The organism is Robertmurraya siralis (assembly GCF_005502275.1).
GTDB classification, from domain to species: domain Bacteria; phylum Bacillota; class Bacilli; order Bacillales; family Cytobacillaceae; genus Robertmurraya; species Robertmurraya siralis.
The window spans coordinates 1-19,733 of sequence record NZ_SWLZ01000041.1 but is presented as its reverse complement, the minus strand read 5'-3'; the positions used below and the strand labels follow the sequence as shown (position 1 = coordinate 19,733).

At 37.7% G+C, this 19,733-nt stretch carries 15 protein-coding genes and 1 pseudogene; 13 read left to right on the top strand and 3 right to left on the bottom strand.

What is annotated here, in order from left to right; genetic code table 11:
* Positions 1-1,429 precede the first annotated feature (1,429 nt).
* Positions 1,430-1,579, bottom strand: a complete 150-nt coding sequence (locus FCJ93_RS25195; RefSeq protein WP_170211408.1) for a hypothetical protein — start codon at positions 1,577-1,579, stop codon at positions 1,430-1,432.
* Between FCJ93_RS25195 and FCJ93_RS24240 the strand changes: the two are divergent.
* Positions 1,563-1,676: pseudogene (locus FCJ93_RS24240) on the top strand (ATP-binding protein); the annotation flags it as partial. The gene FCJ93_RS25195 and the pseudogene FCJ93_RS24240 sit on opposite strands and share 17 nt — an antisense overlap.
* A gap of 137 nt (positions 1,677-1,813) precedes the next feature.
* Here the strand turns inward: FCJ93_RS24240 and FCJ93_RS24235 are convergent.
* Positions 1,814-2,107 carry a hypothetical protein gene (locus tag FCJ93_RS24235; RefSeq protein WP_095313862.1) on the bottom strand — a complete coding sequence of 98 codons (294 nt, stop codon included), beginning with the start codon at positions 2,105-2,107 and terminating at the stop codon, positions 1,814-1,816.
* A gap of 586 nt (positions 2,108-2,693) precedes the next feature.
* Positions 2,694-3,860, bottom strand: coding sequence for an epoxide hydrolase family protein (locus FCJ93_RS24230; protein WP_137744902.1), 1,167 nt, complete (start codon positions 3,858-3,860; stop codon positions 2,694-2,696).
* A gap of 408 nt (positions 3,861-4,268) precedes the next feature.
* Here FCJ93_RS24230 and FCJ93_RS24225 point away from each other — a divergent pair, with 408 nt between their 5' ends.
* From FCJ93_RS24225 to FCJ93_RS24170, 12 genes are all read left to right on the top strand, one after another.
* Complete coding sequence (locus FCJ93_RS24225; protein ID WP_095313870.1) at positions 4,269-4,799, top strand: CGNR zinc finger domain-containing protein; 531 nt, start codon at positions 4,269-4,271, stop codon at positions 4,797-4,799.
* 214 nt (positions 4,800-5,013) lie between these two features.
* Entirely contained in the window at positions 5,014-5,955 is a 942-nt protein-coding gene (locus FCJ93_RS24220) for a YybS family protein (protein WP_095313873.1), read from the top strand.
* A gap of 37 nt (positions 5,956-5,992) precedes the next feature.
* Positions 5,993-7,966 carry a DHH family phosphoesterase gene (locus FCJ93_RS24215; protein WP_095313877.1) on the top strand — a complete coding sequence of 658 codons (1,974 nt, stop codon included), beginning with the start codon at positions 5,993-5,995 and terminating at the stop codon, positions 7,964-7,966.
* Entirely contained in the window at positions 7,963-8,412 is a 450-nt protein-coding gene (gene rplI, locus FCJ93_RS24210) for a 50S ribosomal protein L9 (protein ID WP_095313882.1), read from the top strand. Before FCJ93_RS24215 ends, rplI begins: the two co-directional genes overlap by 4 nt.
* Before the next feature lie 250 nt (positions 8,413-8,662).
* Positions 8,663-10,027, top strand: a complete 1,365-nt coding sequence (gene dnaB, locus FCJ93_RS24205; RefSeq protein WP_095313887.1) for a replicative DNA helicase — start codon at positions 8,663-8,665, stop codon at positions 10,025-10,027.
* A gap of 440 nt (positions 10,028-10,467) precedes the next feature.
* Entirely contained in the window at positions 10,468-11,760 is a 1,293-nt protein-coding gene (locus tag FCJ93_RS24200; protein WP_095313889.1) for an adenylosuccinate synthase, read from the top strand.
* A 446-nt stretch (positions 11,761-12,206) separates the two neighbouring features.
* Complete coding sequence (locus FCJ93_RS24195; protein WP_137744901.1) at positions 12,207-13,673, top strand: M23 family metallopeptidase; 1,467 nt, start codon at positions 12,207-12,209, stop codon at positions 13,671-13,673.
* A gap of 445 nt (positions 13,674-14,118) precedes the next feature.
* Positions 14,119-14,826 (top strand): response regulator YycF, encoded by a 708-nt coding sequence (yycF, locus tag FCJ93_RS24190; RefSeq protein ID WP_095313893.1) that lies wholly within the window; start codon positions 14,119-14,121, stop codon positions 14,824-14,826.
* An 8-nt stretch (positions 14,827-14,834) separates the two neighbouring features.
* Positions 14,835-16,676 (top strand): cell wall metabolism sensor histidine kinase WalK, encoded by a 1,842-nt coding sequence (gene walK / locus FCJ93_RS24185; protein WP_095313895.1) that lies wholly within the window; start codon positions 14,835-14,837, stop codon positions 16,674-16,676.
* Complete coding sequence (locus tag FCJ93_RS24180) at positions 16,673-18,001, top strand: YycH family regulatory protein (RefSeq protein ID WP_095313898.1); 1,329 nt, start codon at positions 16,673-16,675, stop codon at positions 17,999-18,001. The genes walK and FCJ93_RS24180 overlap by 4 nt, the downstream gene beginning before the upstream one ends.
* On the top strand, positions 17,982-18,794 hold the full coding sequence (locus tag FCJ93_RS24175) for a two-component system regulatory protein YycI (protein ID WP_095313901.1): 813 nt from the start codon (positions 17,982-17,984) through the stop codon (positions 18,792-18,794). Before FCJ93_RS24180 ends, FCJ93_RS24175 begins: the two co-directional genes overlap by 20 nt.
* A gap of 7 nt (positions 18,795-18,801) precedes the next feature.
* Complete coding sequence (locus tag FCJ93_RS24170; protein WP_095313904.1) at positions 18,802-19,596, top strand: MBL fold metallo-hydrolase; 795 nt, start codon at positions 18,802-18,804, stop codon at positions 19,594-19,596.
* Positions 19,597-19,733: the final 137 nt, after the last annotated feature.

The following is a 19,733-nucleotide window of genomic DNA, read 5'->3' as shown; positions in this document are numbered from 1 at the left end:
TCTTCCCACATTTTTAAGATTTCTAATTTTATTTCAGGTAGATAGGATCTTTTAGACATAAAAAACTCCCCATTAAATAGCCAGATTTTTATTTTTTAATCTGTCTACCTAATGGGGAGCATATCAATTATCTCTAAACTGCCTTTTTATATTTAATAGTAATCAAACATGATATATCTTTCATTTTAGGATGTGAGACTAGGTCTTGTAACTATTGTTATTGGTATAATATGTAAGTTTAGCCAAGAGGAGAGGGATTTTATTCCTCTCGCTAGTGGGGGGAGAAGAAATGAGGGTTGAAAAAACGCAATCTTCAATGGTATTAGTAGATCTTGAATGGAGGATTGTTCCAAAAGTCTTAAACTTTACAACCATGTTGGAATAAAAGGGGATATCACCCAATACTATTAGTGGCTACTAGAGGTGGCTTAGAAAAAGAGATAAAAGAAAAACTAACAAAAGAAACTGGTATTTTAGATAGATATAATTATTCATCTACTGGTGTTTTTAAAGAGCTGGCAGTTACAGGTATAATTAGAGTTATATTACATTCCCTTTAGAATATAGAATTAGTACATTATCCTTGTACTAGCTATATTATTAAAGTAAGTATGAGCCATTTTACATCTTGAAGCAATTAGAGGGTTTATTACAAAATAATCGAGCGAAGAAACAATGATTTGATTTGGGATATTATCACTATTCTTTTAATAATTTTTCAAAGCTACATTGTCTTCAAAAACTTATTCTATTAGTTTCTTATCAAACAATTGGTAGAGTTGGGGAAAGTTATAAGTAAGGATAAATTAAAAGAGTTAATACAAATCCTATTCCTGAATAATGACAAAGAGTTATACTACATGGTAGAAAAAATAAATGCAGCTTCAAAATCATATGGAATGATTACCATTAATAAAAAAGTTACTAGTGTTATTAAAACAATATTATATTTTTGATTTTAAGAAGTGGAACTCAGCAAGTTCCACTTCTATACTTGAACACCAATATTACTTAGGAAAAATCTCTTCTCACTGTCCATCCAAATAGAAACAAATATCATATTTAGTAGAATATGGTAGTGTCAGAATAAAATTAGGTTTACTAGAATTAGCAAATTTTCAGTATGTTTATCACAATTCTTAGCATGCTAAAACACCAAAATTGATCAAATATTATGTACCTAATAGATAAAAAAATATTAATAAACAAAAATAGAACAGGAACTTTTCACTTTTTTTCCTCTTCTTTTCAATAAGTAGGAATAGAATTAACACAATGAAAACAGACGAAAGTATGTCTATAACTAACATAATTAAATTCACCACTTTCTAATTATTCTATATTAATTGTACTCAAAAGTATATCTTGTTCTTATGTAAATAGGAACCTTTCTTTATTAAAGAAAGGGTTCCTAAAATTAAATCTTATTTTAATATGCTTGATGTGATATTGTCCCAAGAATTTCATATGCACGTTGAATATCACCATGTGCCGAGCTAGAAGTGTTGTACATTCTTATAGCCAATGCCCCAACTGCTCCTGCAACGGTAATTGCTCCCACAATTGTAGCCACAGCCATATTGGATCGCCTTCTCCACCATGCGACCACTTTTAATGTAAAAGGGAATTCTTATCGGCTTCGAGAGAAGCAAAAAGCCGGTGTCACACCTGTATAAGTTTAGCGATGATAAATAGGAATTTAGAACCGTTGAAAAGAGGGAATTTCAAAACGTTGTTGACACCAAAAAATTAAGACATTCTTTTGTTGAGTAAAACGACTTTATCTAGAATAGTAAATTGCATGCGAAAAAGGTCAGTAATCCATGCTAATAGATATATGTTCACCAGTGTCCCAAGAATATTGGCATTTCAAACAGCTTAAGTGATAATATTGGCCAACAATAATAGAATCTGAATTAATGTGAACTTCATGATCGTAATTCGGATTTGAACAATTTCTAAAGTACTCATCTGTCAAATATTGAGTTTTGCCAGCATTAGAAGAGACAATCAGTGCTACAACTTTTCTGTGAGTAGTCTCTTCTGCGTCATCGTATTTAACAAACTCCTGTGCTGAATTGAAGCTATTAAAAAACTCAACTTGCACTTCATTAAGGTACTCCTCTAAATTTGAATGTACTTTGCTAGGATTATTGGGCTCACTAAAATCTTTTGAACTACTAGATAGAAATTCTACCCTATTATAATTGATACCGAATTTTTTTTTAATTCTCTAGGTTAATATAAAGTAAATGGGCGAGTAAAAACTGAATTATTTTCACAAAATATTTTGATAATTCATTGCATTAAATTGAAAAACATATACAAGTAAATCACAAAAAATGGATGTTTATCAATATAGACTAGAGAATATGAAAAAGAGGGTAGTTTTCTATACTAGTTAACTATTAAAAATATGGAGTGCAAGGGGGGCTGAATGTGAAAATGGCTTTTTTTTGAAAGGGTTCAATACTGTTGCGATCAAGCGTGCACGTACAATGGCATTACTTCCATACGTTACTGGAGAATAATATTAGATGGTATTAAAAAAAGCACAGTAATCTTATGATTTGTGTACCCCAAAAGTTAGAGTGAAATTTAACTTTTGGGGTGTTTTTATGTCTAAAATATAGCTGTTTAATGAAGAGGGGAAATTAAGGTATTTTCTGTTAGTGAAAATACGGGATAACTTTTTATAATGAAAGATTATACTTAACCTTATTAAAAAAATAACGTATGCTTTTAGCAACTAATTCAGGTTCTTCGGTTGCAACAAAATGTCCACCAACATTTAAATCTTTCCAATAAACAATATTAGGGAATAATCTTTCGACATACTCTTTTGGCGGACGCTCGTGGTATTGGGTAGCATTTAAGGAAACACCTAAAGGGACTGTTGAAAAATCATTTTTATCTGGCCATTTCGTATATTTTCCTTCATAGTAATATCGGTTTGAAGCATTTATGGTTTCGGTTAGCCAATAGATTGAAACATTAGCCAGCAAAGTATCTTTATCAAAGTGATTTAAGATATTTCCACTTGGTGGATCCGTCCACAAGTACCATTTTTCGAGAATGAAAGCTGCTAAACCTACAGGAGAGTCATTAAGAGAATAAGCTATTGTTTGAGGTTTTGTACCTAGTAGATGGGCATACCCAGCTTCGTCATTATACCACTGCTTACAGTATGCAAGGAACTTTTCTTCAGCTTTTGTTAAAACAGTGTCTTTCGAGATGTAAGGGCTAGGATTACCAGGTGAAGTTGTATGGTATCCTATCATTTTTTCTGGATAGTCTAAACACATTAATCCTAAAATACTGGCTCCTAAATCATATCCATGAGCTCCAAACTTATCGTAACCTAATAGATTCATTAATTTTACAAAAATATCTGCCACTTTTCGGTCATCGAAGCCAGGTCTTAAAGAGGATGATGAGAATCCGTGTCCAGGAATAGATGGAATGACAACATCAAAAGATTCATTGCGATCACCGCCGAATTTTTCAGGAGTTGTCAAGTAAGGAATGATATCCAGCATTTCGTAGAATGAACCAGGCCAACCATGGGGGATAATAATAGGTAAAGGGTTAGATCCACTTCCACGAACGTGAACGTAATGGAGTTCGATTCCATCAATATTCGTCTTATAGTTAGGATACATATTCATTTTTTCCTCTACCATTCTCCAATCAAAATGATCCTTCCAATATCCAATTATGCTCTTCATAAACTTTAATGGTATGCCATAGTTCCATTGGGAACCTGGAATTTCGTCTGGCCATCTAGTTAATTCTATCCGTTTTTTTAAATCTAATATTTGTTTATTGGAGATTTTAATATTAAAAGGTGAAATATTCATATAACGTCCTCCCCGTAATATTTAAAAAAGTAGTTTAATAGTTTGCTCAGTGAATATTTGTTGATATTCGCTTATTTAGAATCAAGATTACATAAAAAAACGAATATATTGGCCACTGAAATGATCCAATCCTATGTATTTTAAATAAATGGTAAAATTCAAAACATATGTTGTCGACATAATTCCACGTAGAGTTTAATTTCCAATTAGGCCATTATCTAATTATAATGAAAGCAAGAAATGCCAAAATTATTGCACACCTGATAAACTGTACAGCAAATGGCTGTTATTATATTTTTTTGTCCATATAAGATAACCCCTCCTGACCATTAAAATTATTTTATTGGTTAGTGACCGTTAAAATAATTTTAATGGTTAAGTTTTTATTAGTCAATAGGAGTGTTCCAAATGGGAGATAAATACCGAAACCTTGAGGTAATAGCAGGTTTTTTAAATACTTATGATAAACGTATGCGTTTTGAGGGGGATCCTGGGGTAGAACTTTTAAACGGTCCTGAAGATCTATACTCATTTTTATTAGAGCACAATTTAATTTTAGAACAGGAAAAAGTTACTGAACAGGATTTAGAACTTGCTATAAAGTTGAGGGAAGAGACAAGAAAAACAATAAAAAATCCAAATGAAATGGATACTTTAAACGAGCTTATAGGTAATTTTACCTTTACAATTTATTTTTCGGAAGAGTCTGAGGAAATTCACCCCGTTCATAGAAACGGAAAAAAGGGTTTAGCCAAATTAATTCTCCTCATGTATGAAATAAAAAGGGATGATTTATGGCATAGAATTAGAATTTGTTCAGCGGATGATTGTCAGTGGGTTTTTGTCGATCATTCCCGACCTGGAACTGGAAGGTGGTGCTCAATGAAGGCTTGTGGGAATAGGGCTAAGAATAGAACTTTTAGGAAAAGGAATAAATAATAATTATTGGTTTGTGATGTACTTGAGTCATGACATTTCTCACTATCTTTCCAAATGAAAAATGTAAGCTTTCGTAATAAGTCCTTACTTCTCCTTTATCAAAATAACCGTCTTCGCTTATGTGGTGCTGTTCAAGGCACCTTTTTTCTTATTGGTTGAAGATAGAATGGATGGCAGATACAATAGGGAGTAGGACTTATCAGGAGGTTGAGATGTGAAAAATGCTCATAAGTTAACGGAAGGCGCCTTGTTTTTGGCGATTTTTGCCGTACTGCTACTTATAACGATATACATACCTGTATTAGGGGTAGTTGTAAATTTATTTATTCCACTGCCTTTCATTATGTTTTCAGCAAAAAATGATCGGAAGAGCTCGCTCGTCCTACTTTTGGGAGCTATATTTATTTCCTTTATCGTTGGGACGGTTCTGGCCATTCCATTAGCTTTATCCTATGGGTTAACAGGGATTGTCATTGGGGACTTTATTAGGGAAAAGAAAAGCAGGGTGGCAGGGTTTATTGCAGGGGCGATGACATTTTTATTGACGCTCGTGATTCAATATGTTATTTCGGTTGTTTTCTTGGAAATGGATATCATTCAAGAAACGATGCAAATCTTTGAGCAGTCCATTTCTCAGGCTATGAATATGCTGGAGGCGTTTGGACAAGCTCCAGATCCGCAAATGGTCGAACAGTTTGAGACAAGTGTTGAAATGCTTAAAGTATTAGTTCCGAGTATATTCGTCATGCTTTCCTTTACTACGGTTTTTATCATTGAATTGCTTTCTTTTCCGATTGCAAAGCGATTCGGAATCGCCGTTCCAAAATGGAAATCATTTCAAGAGCTACGATTGCCAAAAAGCCTTCTATGGTATTATCTACTCGTGCTAATCATATCAATTCTATTAAACCCGGAGCAGGGAACCTTCCTGTATACGGCTACGATGAATTTATCGTTTATTCTCCAGCTCTTTATGGTGCTGCAGGGACTTTCATTTATTTATTATCTTTCTTATGTGAAAGAAATGCCGAAGATTATTCCCATTTTAGTGACAGTTTTCACATTCATTTTCCCTATAGTTCTTTATATTGTAAGGATATTAGGTATAATTGACTTAGGTTTTGATTTGAGGAAACGATTAGAGACAAAAAAATAAACGAAATTAGATGTATAGAAATGTGGGAGCTGAAAAAATGCCTTCTTATTTGGAAAAAAGGTCTATTCGCTATCCTATATATGCATTAATGGCTATAACCTTGGTATTTCTAGTGATACTTGCGTTCTATAATTGGATTATTAGTCTCATTGGATTTGTCCTTTCTGTTATTCCTTTCTACTATCTGTTTATCGTTGATTATCAACAACGGAAGGATACAGAAAAGTATATTGCTACTCTCTCTTATCGACTGAAAAAAGTCGGTGAAGAAGCGCTGATGGAAATGCCAATTGGAATTATGCTGTTTAATGATGATTATTATGTAGAATGGGCCAATCCATTTTTAGCATCTTGCTTTGAAGAGGAAACATTAGTGGGCAGATCTCTCTACGACGTAGGGGATTCCTTAATCCCGCTCATTAAGCAGGAAGTGGAAATGGAAGTCATTACGATTATGAATCGTAAATTTAGAGTGATTCATCGCTCAGAGGAAAGATTGCTCTATTTCTTTGATATAACAGAACAAATAGAAGTAGAGAAAATGTATGAAGATGAAAGAACAGTCATCGCAATCATATTTTTGGACAATTACGATGACATAACACAAGGAATGGACGATCAGACGAGAAGCAGTTTAAATAGTCTCGTTACATCCATTTTGAACAAATGGGCTCAAGATAATGGTGTCTTTTTAAAAAGGGTTTCATCTGAACGCTTTATCGGTGTGTTCAACGAACAAATCTTGCACTCATTAGAAAAAGGAAAATTCTCCATCCTTGATGAGGTTCGAGAAATAACAACAAAGCAAAATATTCCACTTACATTAAGCATTGGGGTGGGAGCAGGAGTTCCTTCTTTGCCAGAGCTTGGCGAACTGGCCCAATCTAGCTTGGATTTAGCTCTTGGACGCGGTGGTGACCAAGTTGCAATCAAGCAAACGAACGGGAAAGTGAAATTCTTCGGAGGGAAAACGAACCCTGTTGAAAAGCGAACGAGGGTGCGTGCTCGTGTTATTTCACATGCTCTAAAGGATTTAATCATTGATAGTGATAAAGTCATTATTATGGGCCATAAAAACCCTGATATGGATGCAGTTGGGGCTGCCATCGGGATTCTTAAAATTGCTCAAATGAATCAATGTGAAGGGTATATTGTCATTAATACCCATGAGATTGATACAGGGGTACGACGGTTAATGGAGGAGATTCAAAAGCATGAGGAGCTCTTTGAGCGCTTTATCACTCCTGAGCAAGCGTTGGAGATCGCGACAGAGGATACGCTCTTAGTAGTAGTTGATACCCATAAGCCTTCATTGGTGATTGAAGAAAGACTGATCCATAAAATGGATCATGTTGTAGTCATTGATCATCATCGTCGTGGGGAAGAGTTTATTGAAAACCCACTGCTCGTTTATATGGAGCCGTATGCTTCCTCAACAGCAGAATTAGTGACGGAACTGCTGCAATACCAGCCGAAGCGCAGCAAAATCGATATGCTTGAAGCGACAGCGCTTTTAGCAGGGATTATTGTTGATACCAAAAGCTTTACTCTTCGAACAGGTGCAAGAACCTTTGATGCTGCCTCATATTTAAGAGGACAGGGAGCAGACACTGTACTTGTACAGAAGTTCTTAAAAGAAGATGTGGAAACGTATTTAAAACGGGCAAAGCTGATTGAAACGGTGTATTTCTATAAAGAAGGAATTGCCATTGCCAAGGCAGGAGCAGAACAGGTTCTAGATCAAGTGTTAATTGCCCAAACTGCAGATACATTGCTGACGATGGAAGGAGTGCTTGCTTCCTTTGTGATTTCTAAACGTAATGATGATGTGGTCGGGATCAGTGCCCGTTCTTTAGGGGATGTCAATGTTCAGGTCATCATGGAGAGTTTAGGAGGCGGCGGACATTTAACGAATGCCGCAACCCAGCTTCCGGAAATGGAAATAGAGGAAGCGGAACAGCAGCTATTGGATGCAATAGATGAATATCTAGAAGGGAGAAAGAAAGAATGAAAGTGATTTTTTTAAAGGATGTTAAAGGAAAAGGCAAAAAAGGTGAAGTCAAAAATGTCGCTGATGGATATGCACATAATTTTTTAATAAAGCAAGGTTTAGCCATTGAGGCGAATCAAGCGAATATTAGCTCTCTTAATGCTCAAAAGAAGAAGGAAGAGAAGGCAGCAGCAGAAGAACTCGCTGAAGCTAAAAAGCTGAAAGAAGAGATTGAAAAGCTAACGGTGGAACTAACCGCTAAGGCTGGAGAAGGTGGACGGCTGTTTGGCTCCATTACAAGTAAGCAAATTGCGGAGAGTCTCCAAAAAGCGCATGGAATTAAAGTGGATAAGCGGAAAATTGAGCTGGATGATGCCATTCGCGCTTTAGGATACACAAAGGTCCCAGTGAAATTGCATTCTGAAGTAACAGCGACTTTGAACGTACATGTGAAGGAAGTAAAGTAATGTCGAACGAAGGATAAGCTAATATTGGAAGTACCATTTGTATGAAAACATGATAAAATGAAGGATAGAAATGTGATCGGTTATTGAGCTGATCACATTTTTATGATGGGTTAATCATGCTTGACGTACAATAGAATCGCAATAACAATAATGATATAGATTGTGTTCATCGCCAAAACGATAGGCAAGCGTTTGGTGATGATTGAGTACATTTGATTTTTGTCATCTGTAAAAGGAGGTTTTTCCTAGCATGAGTGATTTATTTGCAGATCGACTCCCCCCACAAAATATTGAAGCTGAGCAGGCTGTCTTAGGGGCTATTTTCTTAGAACCTTCTTCTCTAACTCTAGCAACGGAGATTTTAATCCCAGAGGATTTCTACCGTGCAGCACACCAAAAGATTTTTAATGTGATGCTGACGCTGAATGACGCAGGGAAAGCAGTCGATTTAGTAACTGTTTCTGAAGAACTCGCTGCAGCAAAGCTACTCGAGGATGTTGGTGGAGTTGGCTATTTAAGTGAATTGGCTGGTTCTGTGCCAACAGCCGCTAATATTGAATTCTACGCCAAGATCGTGGAGGAGAAGTCATTATTAAGAAGACTGATTCGGACAGCTACTGATATTGCTACAGACGGTTACCAGCGGGAGGATGAAGTGGAGACTCTCCTTGTTGAAGCTGAGAAAAAAATTATGGAAGTATCAGGCCGGAAAAATGCTGGAGCCTTTCATAATATTAAAGATGTCCTTGTGCGCACCTATGACAATATTGAACTAATGCATAATCGCGTCGGAGATATTACAGGAATTGCCACTGGGTTTGCTGAACTTGACCAAATGACTGCCGGCTTCCAGCGAAATGATTTAATCATTGTCGGAGCCCGTCCATCCGTGGGAAAAACAGCATTTGCTCTTAATATCGCCCAAAATGTGGCAACCAAAACAGGGGAAAATGTAGCTATCTTTAGCTTGGAGATGGGAGCAGAGCAGCTCGTGATGCGGATGCTCTGTGCAGAAGGGAATATTGATGCACAAAGGTTGAGAACGGGCTCGTTAACAGATGAGGACTGGGGCAAGCTCACAATGGCAATGGGCAGCTTGTCTAATGCGGGAATCTATATAGATGATACGCCAGGCGTGCGTGTTCAGGACATTCGTTCGAAGTGCCGCCGTTTAAAGCAAGAGCATGGAATTGGCATGATCTTAATTGATTATTTACAGCTCATTTTAGGGAGCGGCCGTTCTGGGGAAAATCGTCAGCAGGAGGTTTCTGAGATTTCCCGTTCTTTAAAACAGCTTGCCCGTGAGCTGGAGGTTCCAGTTATCGCATTATCTCAGCTTTCCCGTGGAGTGGAACAGAGACAGGATAAACGCCCTATGATGTCCGATATTCGTGAATCAGGAAGTATTGAACAGGATGCTGATATTGTCGCATTCTTATATCGTGATGACTACTATGATAAAGAATCCGAGAATAAGAACATCATTGAAATTATTATCGCGAAGCAGCGGAACGGTCCAACGGGGACAGTATCACTTGCTTTTGTGAAAGAATATAACAAGTTTGTCAATTTAGAGCGGCGATTTGATGACGCTGCTGTGCCTTCTGGCGCATAAGAAGAGATTAGCGATGAGCTAGTCTTTTTTTGTTTTAGGGTTTTAGGATAGCTCCAGCTTTATTTCGTGTGTCCTAACACACCTCAGTTCGTTCAATTTTGGAGAAATCTCCGTTTGCATTTTGATTCGATCCTTGGCAGTAAGAAATGAGTTTAAATGGCTTTTGAAGAGGTGTTAAAACGCGGTTGTTTTTACCAATTGAAGAAAAAGAATCAAAATAAATAATGAAATTACGGTTTGAAAGGGTTCTTATACGGCACTGCTATTTAGGGAATATTATCGACAAAATCATCCATATTATCGATATTTTACGAACAAATCAGTAATTATATTTAAAAAATGTTCGTGTTTTATTGACTTTTGAAGGGGAATATTGGTACACTAGGTGTGTTTGAAAAGGAAAATAAAAAGTTTGTTTACCTTATGGAGGTGCTTCTTTAATGTCATCAGTAGTAGTTGTAGGAACACAGTGGGGAGACGAGGGAAAAGGAAAAATTACCGATTTCCTTTCAGAAAATGCTGAGGTTATTGCACGTTACCAAGGTGGTAACAATGCCGGGCATACGATTCGTTTCGACGGAGAAACATATAAATTACACTTAATTCCTTCAGGGATTTTTTATAAAGATAAGATTAGCGTCATTGGGAACGGAATGGTGGTCGATCCAAAAGCGTTAGTAAAAGAACTTGCTTATTTGCATGATAGAGGGGTAACGACGGATAATTTACGCATTAGCAATCGCGCCCATGTAATTCTCCCTTATCACTTGAAACTTGATGAAGTTGAAGAAGAAAGTAAAGGTGCCAACAAAATTGGAACAACGAAAAAAGGAATCGGCCCTGCTTATATGGATAAAGCAGCCCGCATCGGAATTCGTATCGCCGATCTTTTAGATAGAGAAGTGTTTGAAGAGAAGCTTGTTCGCAATTTAAAAGAAAAAAATCGCTTATTAGAAAGAATATATGAAACAGAAGGCTTTAAATTAGAAGATATTTTGAATGAATACTACGAGTATGGCCAACAAATTAAGCATTATGTAGCTGATACATCTGTTGTGTTAAACGATGCATTAGATGAAGGGCGCCGCGTGTTATTTGAAGGTGCTCAAGGTGTCATGCTTGATATTGACCAAGGAACATATCCATTTGTTACTTCCTCAAACCCTGTTGCAGGAGGAGTAACGATAGGTTCTGGGGTTGGTCCTACTAAAATTAAGCATGTTGTCGGTGTTTCTAAAGCTTATACAACGCGTGTAGGTGATGGGCCATTCCCAACAGAGCTGGAGAATGAAATTGGTCAGCAAATTCGTGAAGTTGGCCGTGAGTATGGGACAACAACTGGAAGAGCACGTCGCGTAGGTTGGTTTGATAGTGTAGTTGTCCGTCATGCCCGTCGAGTTAGTGGAATTACCGATTTGTCTCTTAATTCAATCGATGTTTTAACAGGAATTGAAACATTGAAAATTTGTGTTGCGTATCGTTATAAAGGTGAAGTGATGGATCAATTCCCTGCAAGCTTAAAGGTGTTAGCTGAGTGTGAGCCAGTCTATGAAGAACTACCAGGCTGGACAGAGGATATTACAGGTTGTAAATCATTAGATGAGCTTCCTGCTAATGCTCGTCATTACCTAGAAAGAGTATCACAGTTAACGGGGATCCCATTATCAATTTTCTCAGTAGGTCCTGACCGTTCGCAAACGAATGTGGTCTTAAATCCTTGGCGCCAAAATTAATTATATGTGAAGAAAGCTGTTCTTTAAGCTCTAGGAGCATGAAGAACAGCTTTTTTATGCTCCGATTAAACAATTTATCCGCAATAGTATCCTCTTTTTAGAAACACGGTTTTGTTGTTACATGATTGCAACATTAAGGTAAAAAAATTAGTAATATTCCTACTTTTTATCCAAATCATCCCATCTTACTAGTGCCGAATAAAAAATAGAGAAATATCCCTATATTTCGCCATTTCATTGGGGAACTTGTCCTTAAGTAAATAGTAATTATTTACATTATTTGTTGTATATTGTTAGCTATTATACATTTTTGTTACATTCTTGAGACTAGTAATCTCTAAATATCGAATTATGGTAAAGTTAAGAAGGCAAAAAAGCGTTGTTAGATGCTCCGTTTTTGCCTAAAGCAATATTAGGGTTGTTTCGGTAGTCTAGGAGGATTAAAAATGAATGACCGTTTTAAACATCTGTCCAAACTAGCGGGCAATACAACTAGAGGACTTAATAAAGCAGCAATAACAACAGTTGCATTGGCAACTTTGACATTTGGAGTAGGAGTGCACGCTTTTGCTGATCTTGCCTTTAAAACCGTTTACTATGTTTATGTTGACGATCAATTTGTCGGCACTGTTTCCGATAAGGAAATTGTTGAGAATGTAGTGGAAACCAAGGTTGAAAAGACAAAGGATGATTTCAGCAATCAGCTTCCTCTTGCGATAGGACCAAAGCTTACATATGTTCCAGAGCATGTTTTTGAATCTTTCTCAAATCAGGATGATAAAGTCGTAGCAGAAAAGCTAGAGAAGTTATTATCAATTGAAGCAGTGGCAACGGAAATTTTGATTGACGAAAAGGTTCCTGTGTATGTGAAGGATGAAGCAGCGGCAAATCAAGTAATGAAGGCGCTGAAGCTTAAATACGTGAGCGAAGAAGAATGGAAACAATTAGAAGCGCAACAAACATTGAATGAGAAAGAGTCTTTGCCTCCATTAAAGGAGGGGGAAACTCGAGTAGTGGGTGCCCGGTTTTCAAAAGAAATGACATTATCACAAAGCAAAGTATCTCCTAAACAAATATTAAGCGTTGCTGAAGCGGTTAGTTATATAACAAAAGGAACGCTTGAGGAGAAAAAATATAAAGTGAAAGAGGGGGATGTTCTTGGTCAAATTGCAAATGACCATGACATGACTCTCGAGCAATTGCTCAAACTGAATCCAGGTTTGAAGGAAGACTCTTTATTGAAAATCGATCAAGAGTTGAATGTGACGATTTTACAACCTTTAGTAGAAGTAATTGTAGAAAAAGAAGTTTTCCAGAAGGAAACAATCCCCTTTGAAAAGGAAGTTGTAGAAGATTCATCCATGTATAAGGGTGACACGAAGGTAAAGCAAGAGGGCAAGGATGGTTCAAGGGAAGTTACCTACAAGGTTTCTGAACAAAATGGTAAGCAAACGCAAAAAGTCGTGATCGATGAGAATATTTTACAAGAACCTATGTCCCATATTGTCATTAAAGGAACAAAGGTCATTCCTTCACGGGGCGATGGCTCGTTTGCTTGGCCGGCTGTTGGTGGCTATATTTCAAGTAAGCAAGGGCAAAGATGGGGAAAGCTTCATAAGGGAATTGACATTGCAAGACCAAGTGACCGGACGATAAAGGCATCAGACAATGGGATTGTCCAATCGGCTGGTTGGTCTGGCGGGTATGGAAACAAGGTTGTCATTAACCATCAAAACGGCTTTGAAACCGTGTATGCTCATCTTTCTTCCATCGATGTGAAGGTAGGGCAAACAGTGAGTAAAGGCATGAAAATAGGGGTTATGGGCTCGACCGGGAATTCAACGGGAGTACACCTACATTTTGAAATATATAAAAACGGGAACTTAGAAAACCCGTTGAACTATTTAAAATAATGGATGATAACGAGTCTCTAGAATCGCTAGGGACTCGTTCTTTTAACTTTGAAAGTTTCAAGAAGAGATTAGTCTTGATTCGCTGTGCACAGCGAATTTCTTTTATTGAGTTGAGCAAACGATTTTTGGCTCATTTTGTATGAAACTAAGGTTTCACGCTCTTTTCAATTATGTTGAAAAGCCTCTTATTGTCTTGAAACGGTAGGAGCAAACGAGGTTTCATGAAATCAGACAGACAATGTGCCCAAAAACCAACATTCTCACCTTATTAAAAGAAAACAGGATTGCTTGAGTCTTTTTTAGAGAAGAGAACTCAATTATACAAAAAGATGAATTCACTTTGATAAAATGATAAAGTAATGAAAGAACATATTTTGTAAAATTGATAATGAATCTTAGTTTTGAATGAAATTCAATTCGATCTTATTCTTAAAGGAGAACAGAGATGGATAAAAAAATATTAGTTGTCGATGATGAAAAGCCAATTGCTGATATTCTTCAATTTAATTTGAAGAAGGAAGGCTATGACGTGTATTGTGCTTACGATGGAAACAAAGCACTGGAAATGGTCGAGGAAATTAAGCCAGATCTCATTTTGCTTGATATTATGCTGCCGCAGCGAGATGGAATGGAAGTGTGCAGGGAAGTTCGGAAAAAGTACGAAATGCCCATTATTATGTTAACGGCGAAGGACTCCGAAATTGATAAAGTATTAGGGCTGGAACTGGGAGCGGATGATTATGTAACAAAGCCGTTCAGTTCAAGAGAGCTGATTGCTAGAGTGAAAGCGAATTTAAGAAGGCATCAGCATACAGCTTCACAGGCAGAGGAAGATGATTCAAATGAAATTACGGTTGGATCATTAATCATTCACCCTGATGCTTATATCGTTTCAAAGCGTGGGGAGAAAATCGAATTAACGCATCGGGAGTTTGAGCTTCTTCATTATTTAGCGAAGCATATTGGACAAGTGATGACGAGGGAACATTTGCTTCAAACCGTATGGGGCTATGATTATTACGGAGATGTTAGAACGGTTGATGTAACGATTCGGCGCCTTCGTGAGAAAATTGAGGATAATCCTAGTCATCCCACTTGGATCGTGACAAGAAGAGGGGTAGGGTACTACTTAAGAAATCCTGAACAGGAGTAATCCTAGCGATGAAAAAGGTTGGTTTTTTTCGTTCTATTCATTTAAAGCTTGTGTTGATTTACGTATTGTTAATTTTAATTGCGATGCAAATTATCGGCGCTTATTTTGTTCGTCAATTAGAGGAAACATTATTAAAAAACTTTGAAACATCGATTCGTGAACGGGTGGACTTGCTCTCTTATTATATCGGTGAGGAGATGACGAAGGAAAGAAATCCTGAGGCAAACGGTCCCACCTTAGAAGAGGATGTTCGCAATATTTTGCGTGACTTTAATAACACTGCTGATATTTCTGAGGTTCGTGTGATTGAGGGGACTTCGTTGAAAATTATCGGCACTTCCGATCCATATAAACAGGGAGTAGTGGGACAGCGCTCCACGGATCGAATGATTTGGCGTGTCATAGCTTTTTCCGATGATGATGGTGATCATCGAACAATGATTGACCGCCAATCAAGCAATCGAATTTGGATCTTAGTTGATCCGATTAAAGTGAAGGATGAGGTAATTGGTGCCATTCATTTGGTAGCGAATGTTGAAAATGTGTACTCGCAAATGCGGACAATTAACGGTATTTTCGCGTCTGGCACCGCTATCTCCCTTGCGATTACTGCTATTTTAGTCGTTTTGCTGGCGCGAACGATTACAAGACCGATTACGGATATGAGAAAGCAAGCGATTGCGATGTCAAAGGGCAATTTCTCAAGAAAGGTTAAGGTATATGGCTATGATGAAATTGGTGAATTAGCGATGACCTTTAATAACCTTACGAAAAAACTGCAGGAAGCTCAGGCCACAACAGAGGGGGAAAGGCGCAAGCTTTCATCCGTTCTGTCTTATATGACGGATGGAGTGATTGCGACCGATCGCAAGGGGCGCGTCATTCTCATTAATGAACCTGCTGCCAAAATGCTGAATGTTTCACGTGAAACAATTTTGTCGACCTCCATTATTACCTTGCTCGGAATTGAAGAGGAATACACATTAGAGGATTTAATGATGGAAAGGGAATCTGTCATTTTAAACTATAGTACGGAGAAAAAGCCATATATTTTACGGGCTAATTTTAGTGTGATTCAAAAGGAGACAGGCTTTGTTAATGGTCTTATCGCTGTACTTCATGACATTACCGAACAAGAAAAGATCGATATGGAGCGTCGAGAGTTTGTCGCCAATGTTTCTCATGAATTAAGAACGCCGTTGACGACGATGAGAAGCTATTTAGAAGCGTTAGCGGAGGGAGCTTGGAAGGATAAAGAGATTGCTCCACAGTTTTTAGACGTTACTCAAAATGAAACAGAGCGAATGATCCGTCTTGTTAATGCTTTGTTGCAGCTATCAAAAATGGACAGTAAAGATTATGAGTTAACGACAGAATGGGTCAATTTTGTAGACTTTTATCATCGCATTATCGATCGATTCGAGCTAACAAAAGAGCATAATGTTAGTTTTGAACGGCAATTACCGGATCAGCCGACTTTTGTAGAAATCGATCCGGATAAGCTCACGCAAGTGATGGACAATATTATTTCAAATGCAATGAAGTATTCTCCCGAAGGTGGAAAAATAACCTTTAAGATGGAGGAAGAAATCGATCAAATTGTCATTAGTGTTTCTGATCAAGGGGTAGGAATACCGAAAGATAATTTGGAGAAGATTTTTGAACGTTTTTATCGAGTTGATAAGGCAAGAACAAGAAAGCTTGGCGGAACCGGGCTTGGCCTTGCGATTGCGAAAGAGATGGTGGAGGCCCATGGCGGGAAGATATGGGCGACCAGTGTGGAAGGAAAGGGAACGACCGTTTCTTTTAGTCTTCCATATGTTCAGACGGAAGAGGATGATTGGGAATGACATATGAAAATATAAAATCGATCATCTTAACCATTCTTGTGTTGTTAAGTGTCTTTTTAACATGGAGTATTTGGACGTATCAACCAAACTATGAGTCCCTTGATGAAAATAAAATTACACCTGGTGTCTTAATAAGTTCTCCGAAGGAAGTCAGGCAAATTATTAAGGCCGATCGCGTGTTTTATCATGTCAATGACGAACGTTATGGGACTGTGTATCCAGGTGAAATTGAGCGAATTATAAAGGAACTTAGCACTTGGAATTATCGCCATTTTGAACAGGTGACGATTCAAGAAGAAGACTTAACAAATTTTCTCTATGAAAATGATCATGCTCAAATCTCGTTTCCAAGCTCTGTTCCCATGGAAATCTATAAGAATATTTTAGGTATACAGGACGAGGATATGTCCGGGATTCACTTTGATCAAATCATCATTGAATTGAAAAATGTGATGAAAGACAGCGGGTATGTTTATTTCGTATCATTGGATGAGAAAAAGGTATACCGCTCTCGAGTAAACTCTTCTTTTGTGATCAACTTTAGAGAAGAGTTTTTCCAAGAGGCAGATTCCAATCGCGATTTTATGAAATACTCGTTAGAGACGTTAGGCAATGATAAAAAGCTATTAGTTCCTTCTGAAGCCATAACCAGGCCAGCTCATAACTACTTAATTGAAACCATTAAAGGAACTGAATTCAGAGACGCCCTGTTTAGAAGTCCAAGCTTTGTCCAGCGCAATGCAACAAGTTATGGAGAGGAGTTTAAGGATTCAACTACTTTATTAAGTGTTAACTTTGAAACCAATATGTTGAAGTATGTCAATCCTACTCAAGAAAAAGATATTTCGGGGAGGGTAAGTACTTTATTGCAAAACAGTATTGACTTCGTTAACGGCCATGGAGGGTGGACAGATAATTACTATTTTGTCGATATTGATCAATTGGAGCAAACGGTCTTATTCCGACTGTATGAAGCTTCAGGCTACCCGATATTCAATAATAATGGCATGTCGGAAATCCTGCAAATATGGGGACGAACAGCGATTCATCGATACGAGCGGAACAATTTTCAAATGAATCGACGCGTAGAGTCAACAGAGAAAGAACTCAAGTCTGGAGTCGATATATTGCAAGAACTTAAAGAGCGGAAAGATATTGAGCCTGAGTTTATTCAGGATCTTGTTATTGGCTACGAGATGACCAGAGCCTCAAAAGATCCACTGATTCATTTAGAGCCTAATTGGTACTATAAATATCAGGATCAATGGCTGAAAGTAAATAATGAGCCTGAGGGAGGGAATGAATATGGATTGGAGCAAAATTAAAACAATCTTTATTGTCACCTTCCTCATCCTTAATATTTATTTGCTGAACGAATTTTATAAAAAGTATGACTCGAGCCAATATGATTATGTGTCGGAGACGTCCTTTGAGAATAAATTGAAGACGGAAGAAATTGAATATGTTGAGTTGCCGAAAAATGTAAAGAAGAACGCTCTTATTAGCGCAACGCCAAGGAAATTTTCTAAGGATGATCTGATGGAGCTGACCAATACGATTTTAAAAGGGCAGACGATCACAATTAAGAATGAGACGACGATTGAATCGGAATTGCAGGAGCCGTTTCCGATTAAAGAGGATTTCAATTTAGAAGAACTAGCACCGCTGTTAAAAAACCATGTGTTCCAAGGGGAGCAATATCGTTTTTGGAAAGTGGATGAGGCGGAGCAAACGATTACGTATTATCAGCAAATTGACGGCAAGCAGCTTTATAAGAACGTAAGCGGAGAATTAACTTTTTATCTAGATAAGGAGAATAGAATTACCGGCTATAAACAAACATTGCTCGAGAATATTGAGGAGCTGTCAGAAGAAGAAAACATTCATCAACCAATTAAAGCGATTGAGACGTTGTATGAAAATGGAAGATTGCCATTTGGCAGCAAAATCACGAAGGTTGAGCTCGGTTATTATACGCTTGTACACTTAACATCGTCACAAGTGTTGACGCCTGTCTGGCGCGTAGTCCTGGATAAAGAGGAAGATATATTTGTCGATGCATTTTTTGAAGGAAATATTATTCAATTAGATAATGAAGACCAAAAGATAGTGGAGTGAGGAGAAAATGGGGATGCGGTTTAGTGTACTCGCCAGTGGGAGTACAGGAAATGCGGTTTATGTAGAAACAGAGGAGCATTCCTTCTTAGTAGATGCCGGACTAAGCGGCAAGCAAATGGAAGCATTATTTGCCCATATTGGCCGCGATATGGACAAGCTTTCAGGCCTGCTTGTTACCCATGAGCATAGTGATCATATTAAAGGGGTAGGAGTAGTAGCAAGAAAGTATAAGTTGCCCATATATGCCAATGAAAAAACGTGGAATGCAATGAATGGCCTTATTGGTGAGATTCCTACAGAACAAAAGTTTACCTTTGACATGGAATCGGTAAAAAGCTTTGGTTCTCTTGATATTGAATCATTCGGTGTCTCTCATGATGCGGCTGAGCCGATGTTTTATATTTTCCATCACGAAGGAAAAAAGCTTGTCCTTGTAACCGATACGGGATATGTGAGCGACCGGATGAAGGGAATTATTGCAAATGCTGATATGTTTGTCTTTGAGAGCAATCATGACGTGCAAATGCTGCGGATGGGACGCTATCCATGGAATGTGAAACGGAGAATTTTAAGCGATGTCGGCCATGTATCAAACGAGGACGCGGCGATTGCCATGAGCGATGTGATTGGCGATCAAACAAAGAGAATTTACTTGGCCCATTTAAGCTTGGATAACAACATGAAGGACTTAGCAAAAATGTCTGTCACCCAGACATTGCAAAGTCAAGGAATTGTTGTTGGCGAACAAGTTGATTTGTTTGATACAGACCCGAAAATACCGACAGCATTAACGGCCGTCTAAAAAAGTGTGGAGCTCTGGTACTGCACCCCAGAAGTTAGAGTTAAAAATCTAACCTCTGGGGTGTTTTTGTATGGCGAAGTATAGTGAAGAATTTAAATTAAAAATTGTAATGGAATATCTAAGGGGCAAACTAGGAT

Bases quoted from the DNA above. Each gene is read 5' to 3' on its own strand.
- FCJ93_RS24180 (WP_095313898.1), top strand. From the start codon at position 16,673: ATGACATATGAAAATATAAAATCGATCATCTTAACCATTCTTGTGTTG.
- walK (WP_095313895.1), top strand. From the start codon at position 14,835: ATGAAAAAGGTTGGTTTTTTTCGTTCTATTCATTTAAAGCTTGTGTTG.
- FCJ93_RS24200 (WP_095313889.1), top strand. From the start codon at position 10,468: ATGTCATCAGTAGTAGTTGTAGGAACACAGTGGGGAGACGAGGGAAAA.
- FCJ93_RS24170 (WP_095313904.1), top strand. From the start codon at position 18,802: ATGGGGATGCGGTTTAGTGTACTCGCCAGTGGGAGTACAGGAAATGCG.
- FCJ93_RS24215 (WP_095313877.1), top strand. From the start codon at position 5,993: ATGCCTTCTTATTTGGAAAAAAGGTCTATTCGCTATCCTATATATGCA.
- FCJ93_RS24230 (WP_137744902.1), bottom strand. From the start codon at position 3,860: ATGAATATTTCACCTTTTAATATTAAAATCTCCAATAAACAAATATTA.
- dnaB (WP_095313887.1), top strand. From the start codon at position 8,663: ATGAGTGATTTATTTGCAGATCGACTCCCCCCACAAAATATTGAAGCT.
- FCJ93_RS24225 (WP_095313870.1), top strand. From the start codon at position 4,269: ATGGGAGATAAATACCGAAACCTTGAGGTAATAGCAGGTTTTTTAAAT.
- FCJ93_RS25195 (WP_170211408.1), bottom strand. From the start codon at position 1,579: ATGGCTGTGGCTACAATTGTGGGAGCAATTACCGTTGCAGGAGCAGTT.
- yycF (WP_095313893.1), top strand. From the start codon at position 14,119: ATGGATAAAAAAATATTAGTTGTCGATGATGAAAAGCCAATTGCTGAT.
- FCJ93_RS24195 (WP_137744901.1), top strand. From the start codon at position 12,207: ATGAATGACCGTTTTAAACATCTGTCCAAACTAGCGGGCAATACAACT.
- rplI (WP_095313882.1), top strand. From the start codon at position 7,963: ATGAAAGTGATTTTTTTAAAGGATGTTAAAGGAAAAGGCAAAAAAGGT.
- FCJ93_RS24175 (WP_095313901.1), top strand. From the start codon at position 17,982: ATGGATTGGAGCAAAATTAAAACAATCTTTATTGTCACCTTCCTCATC.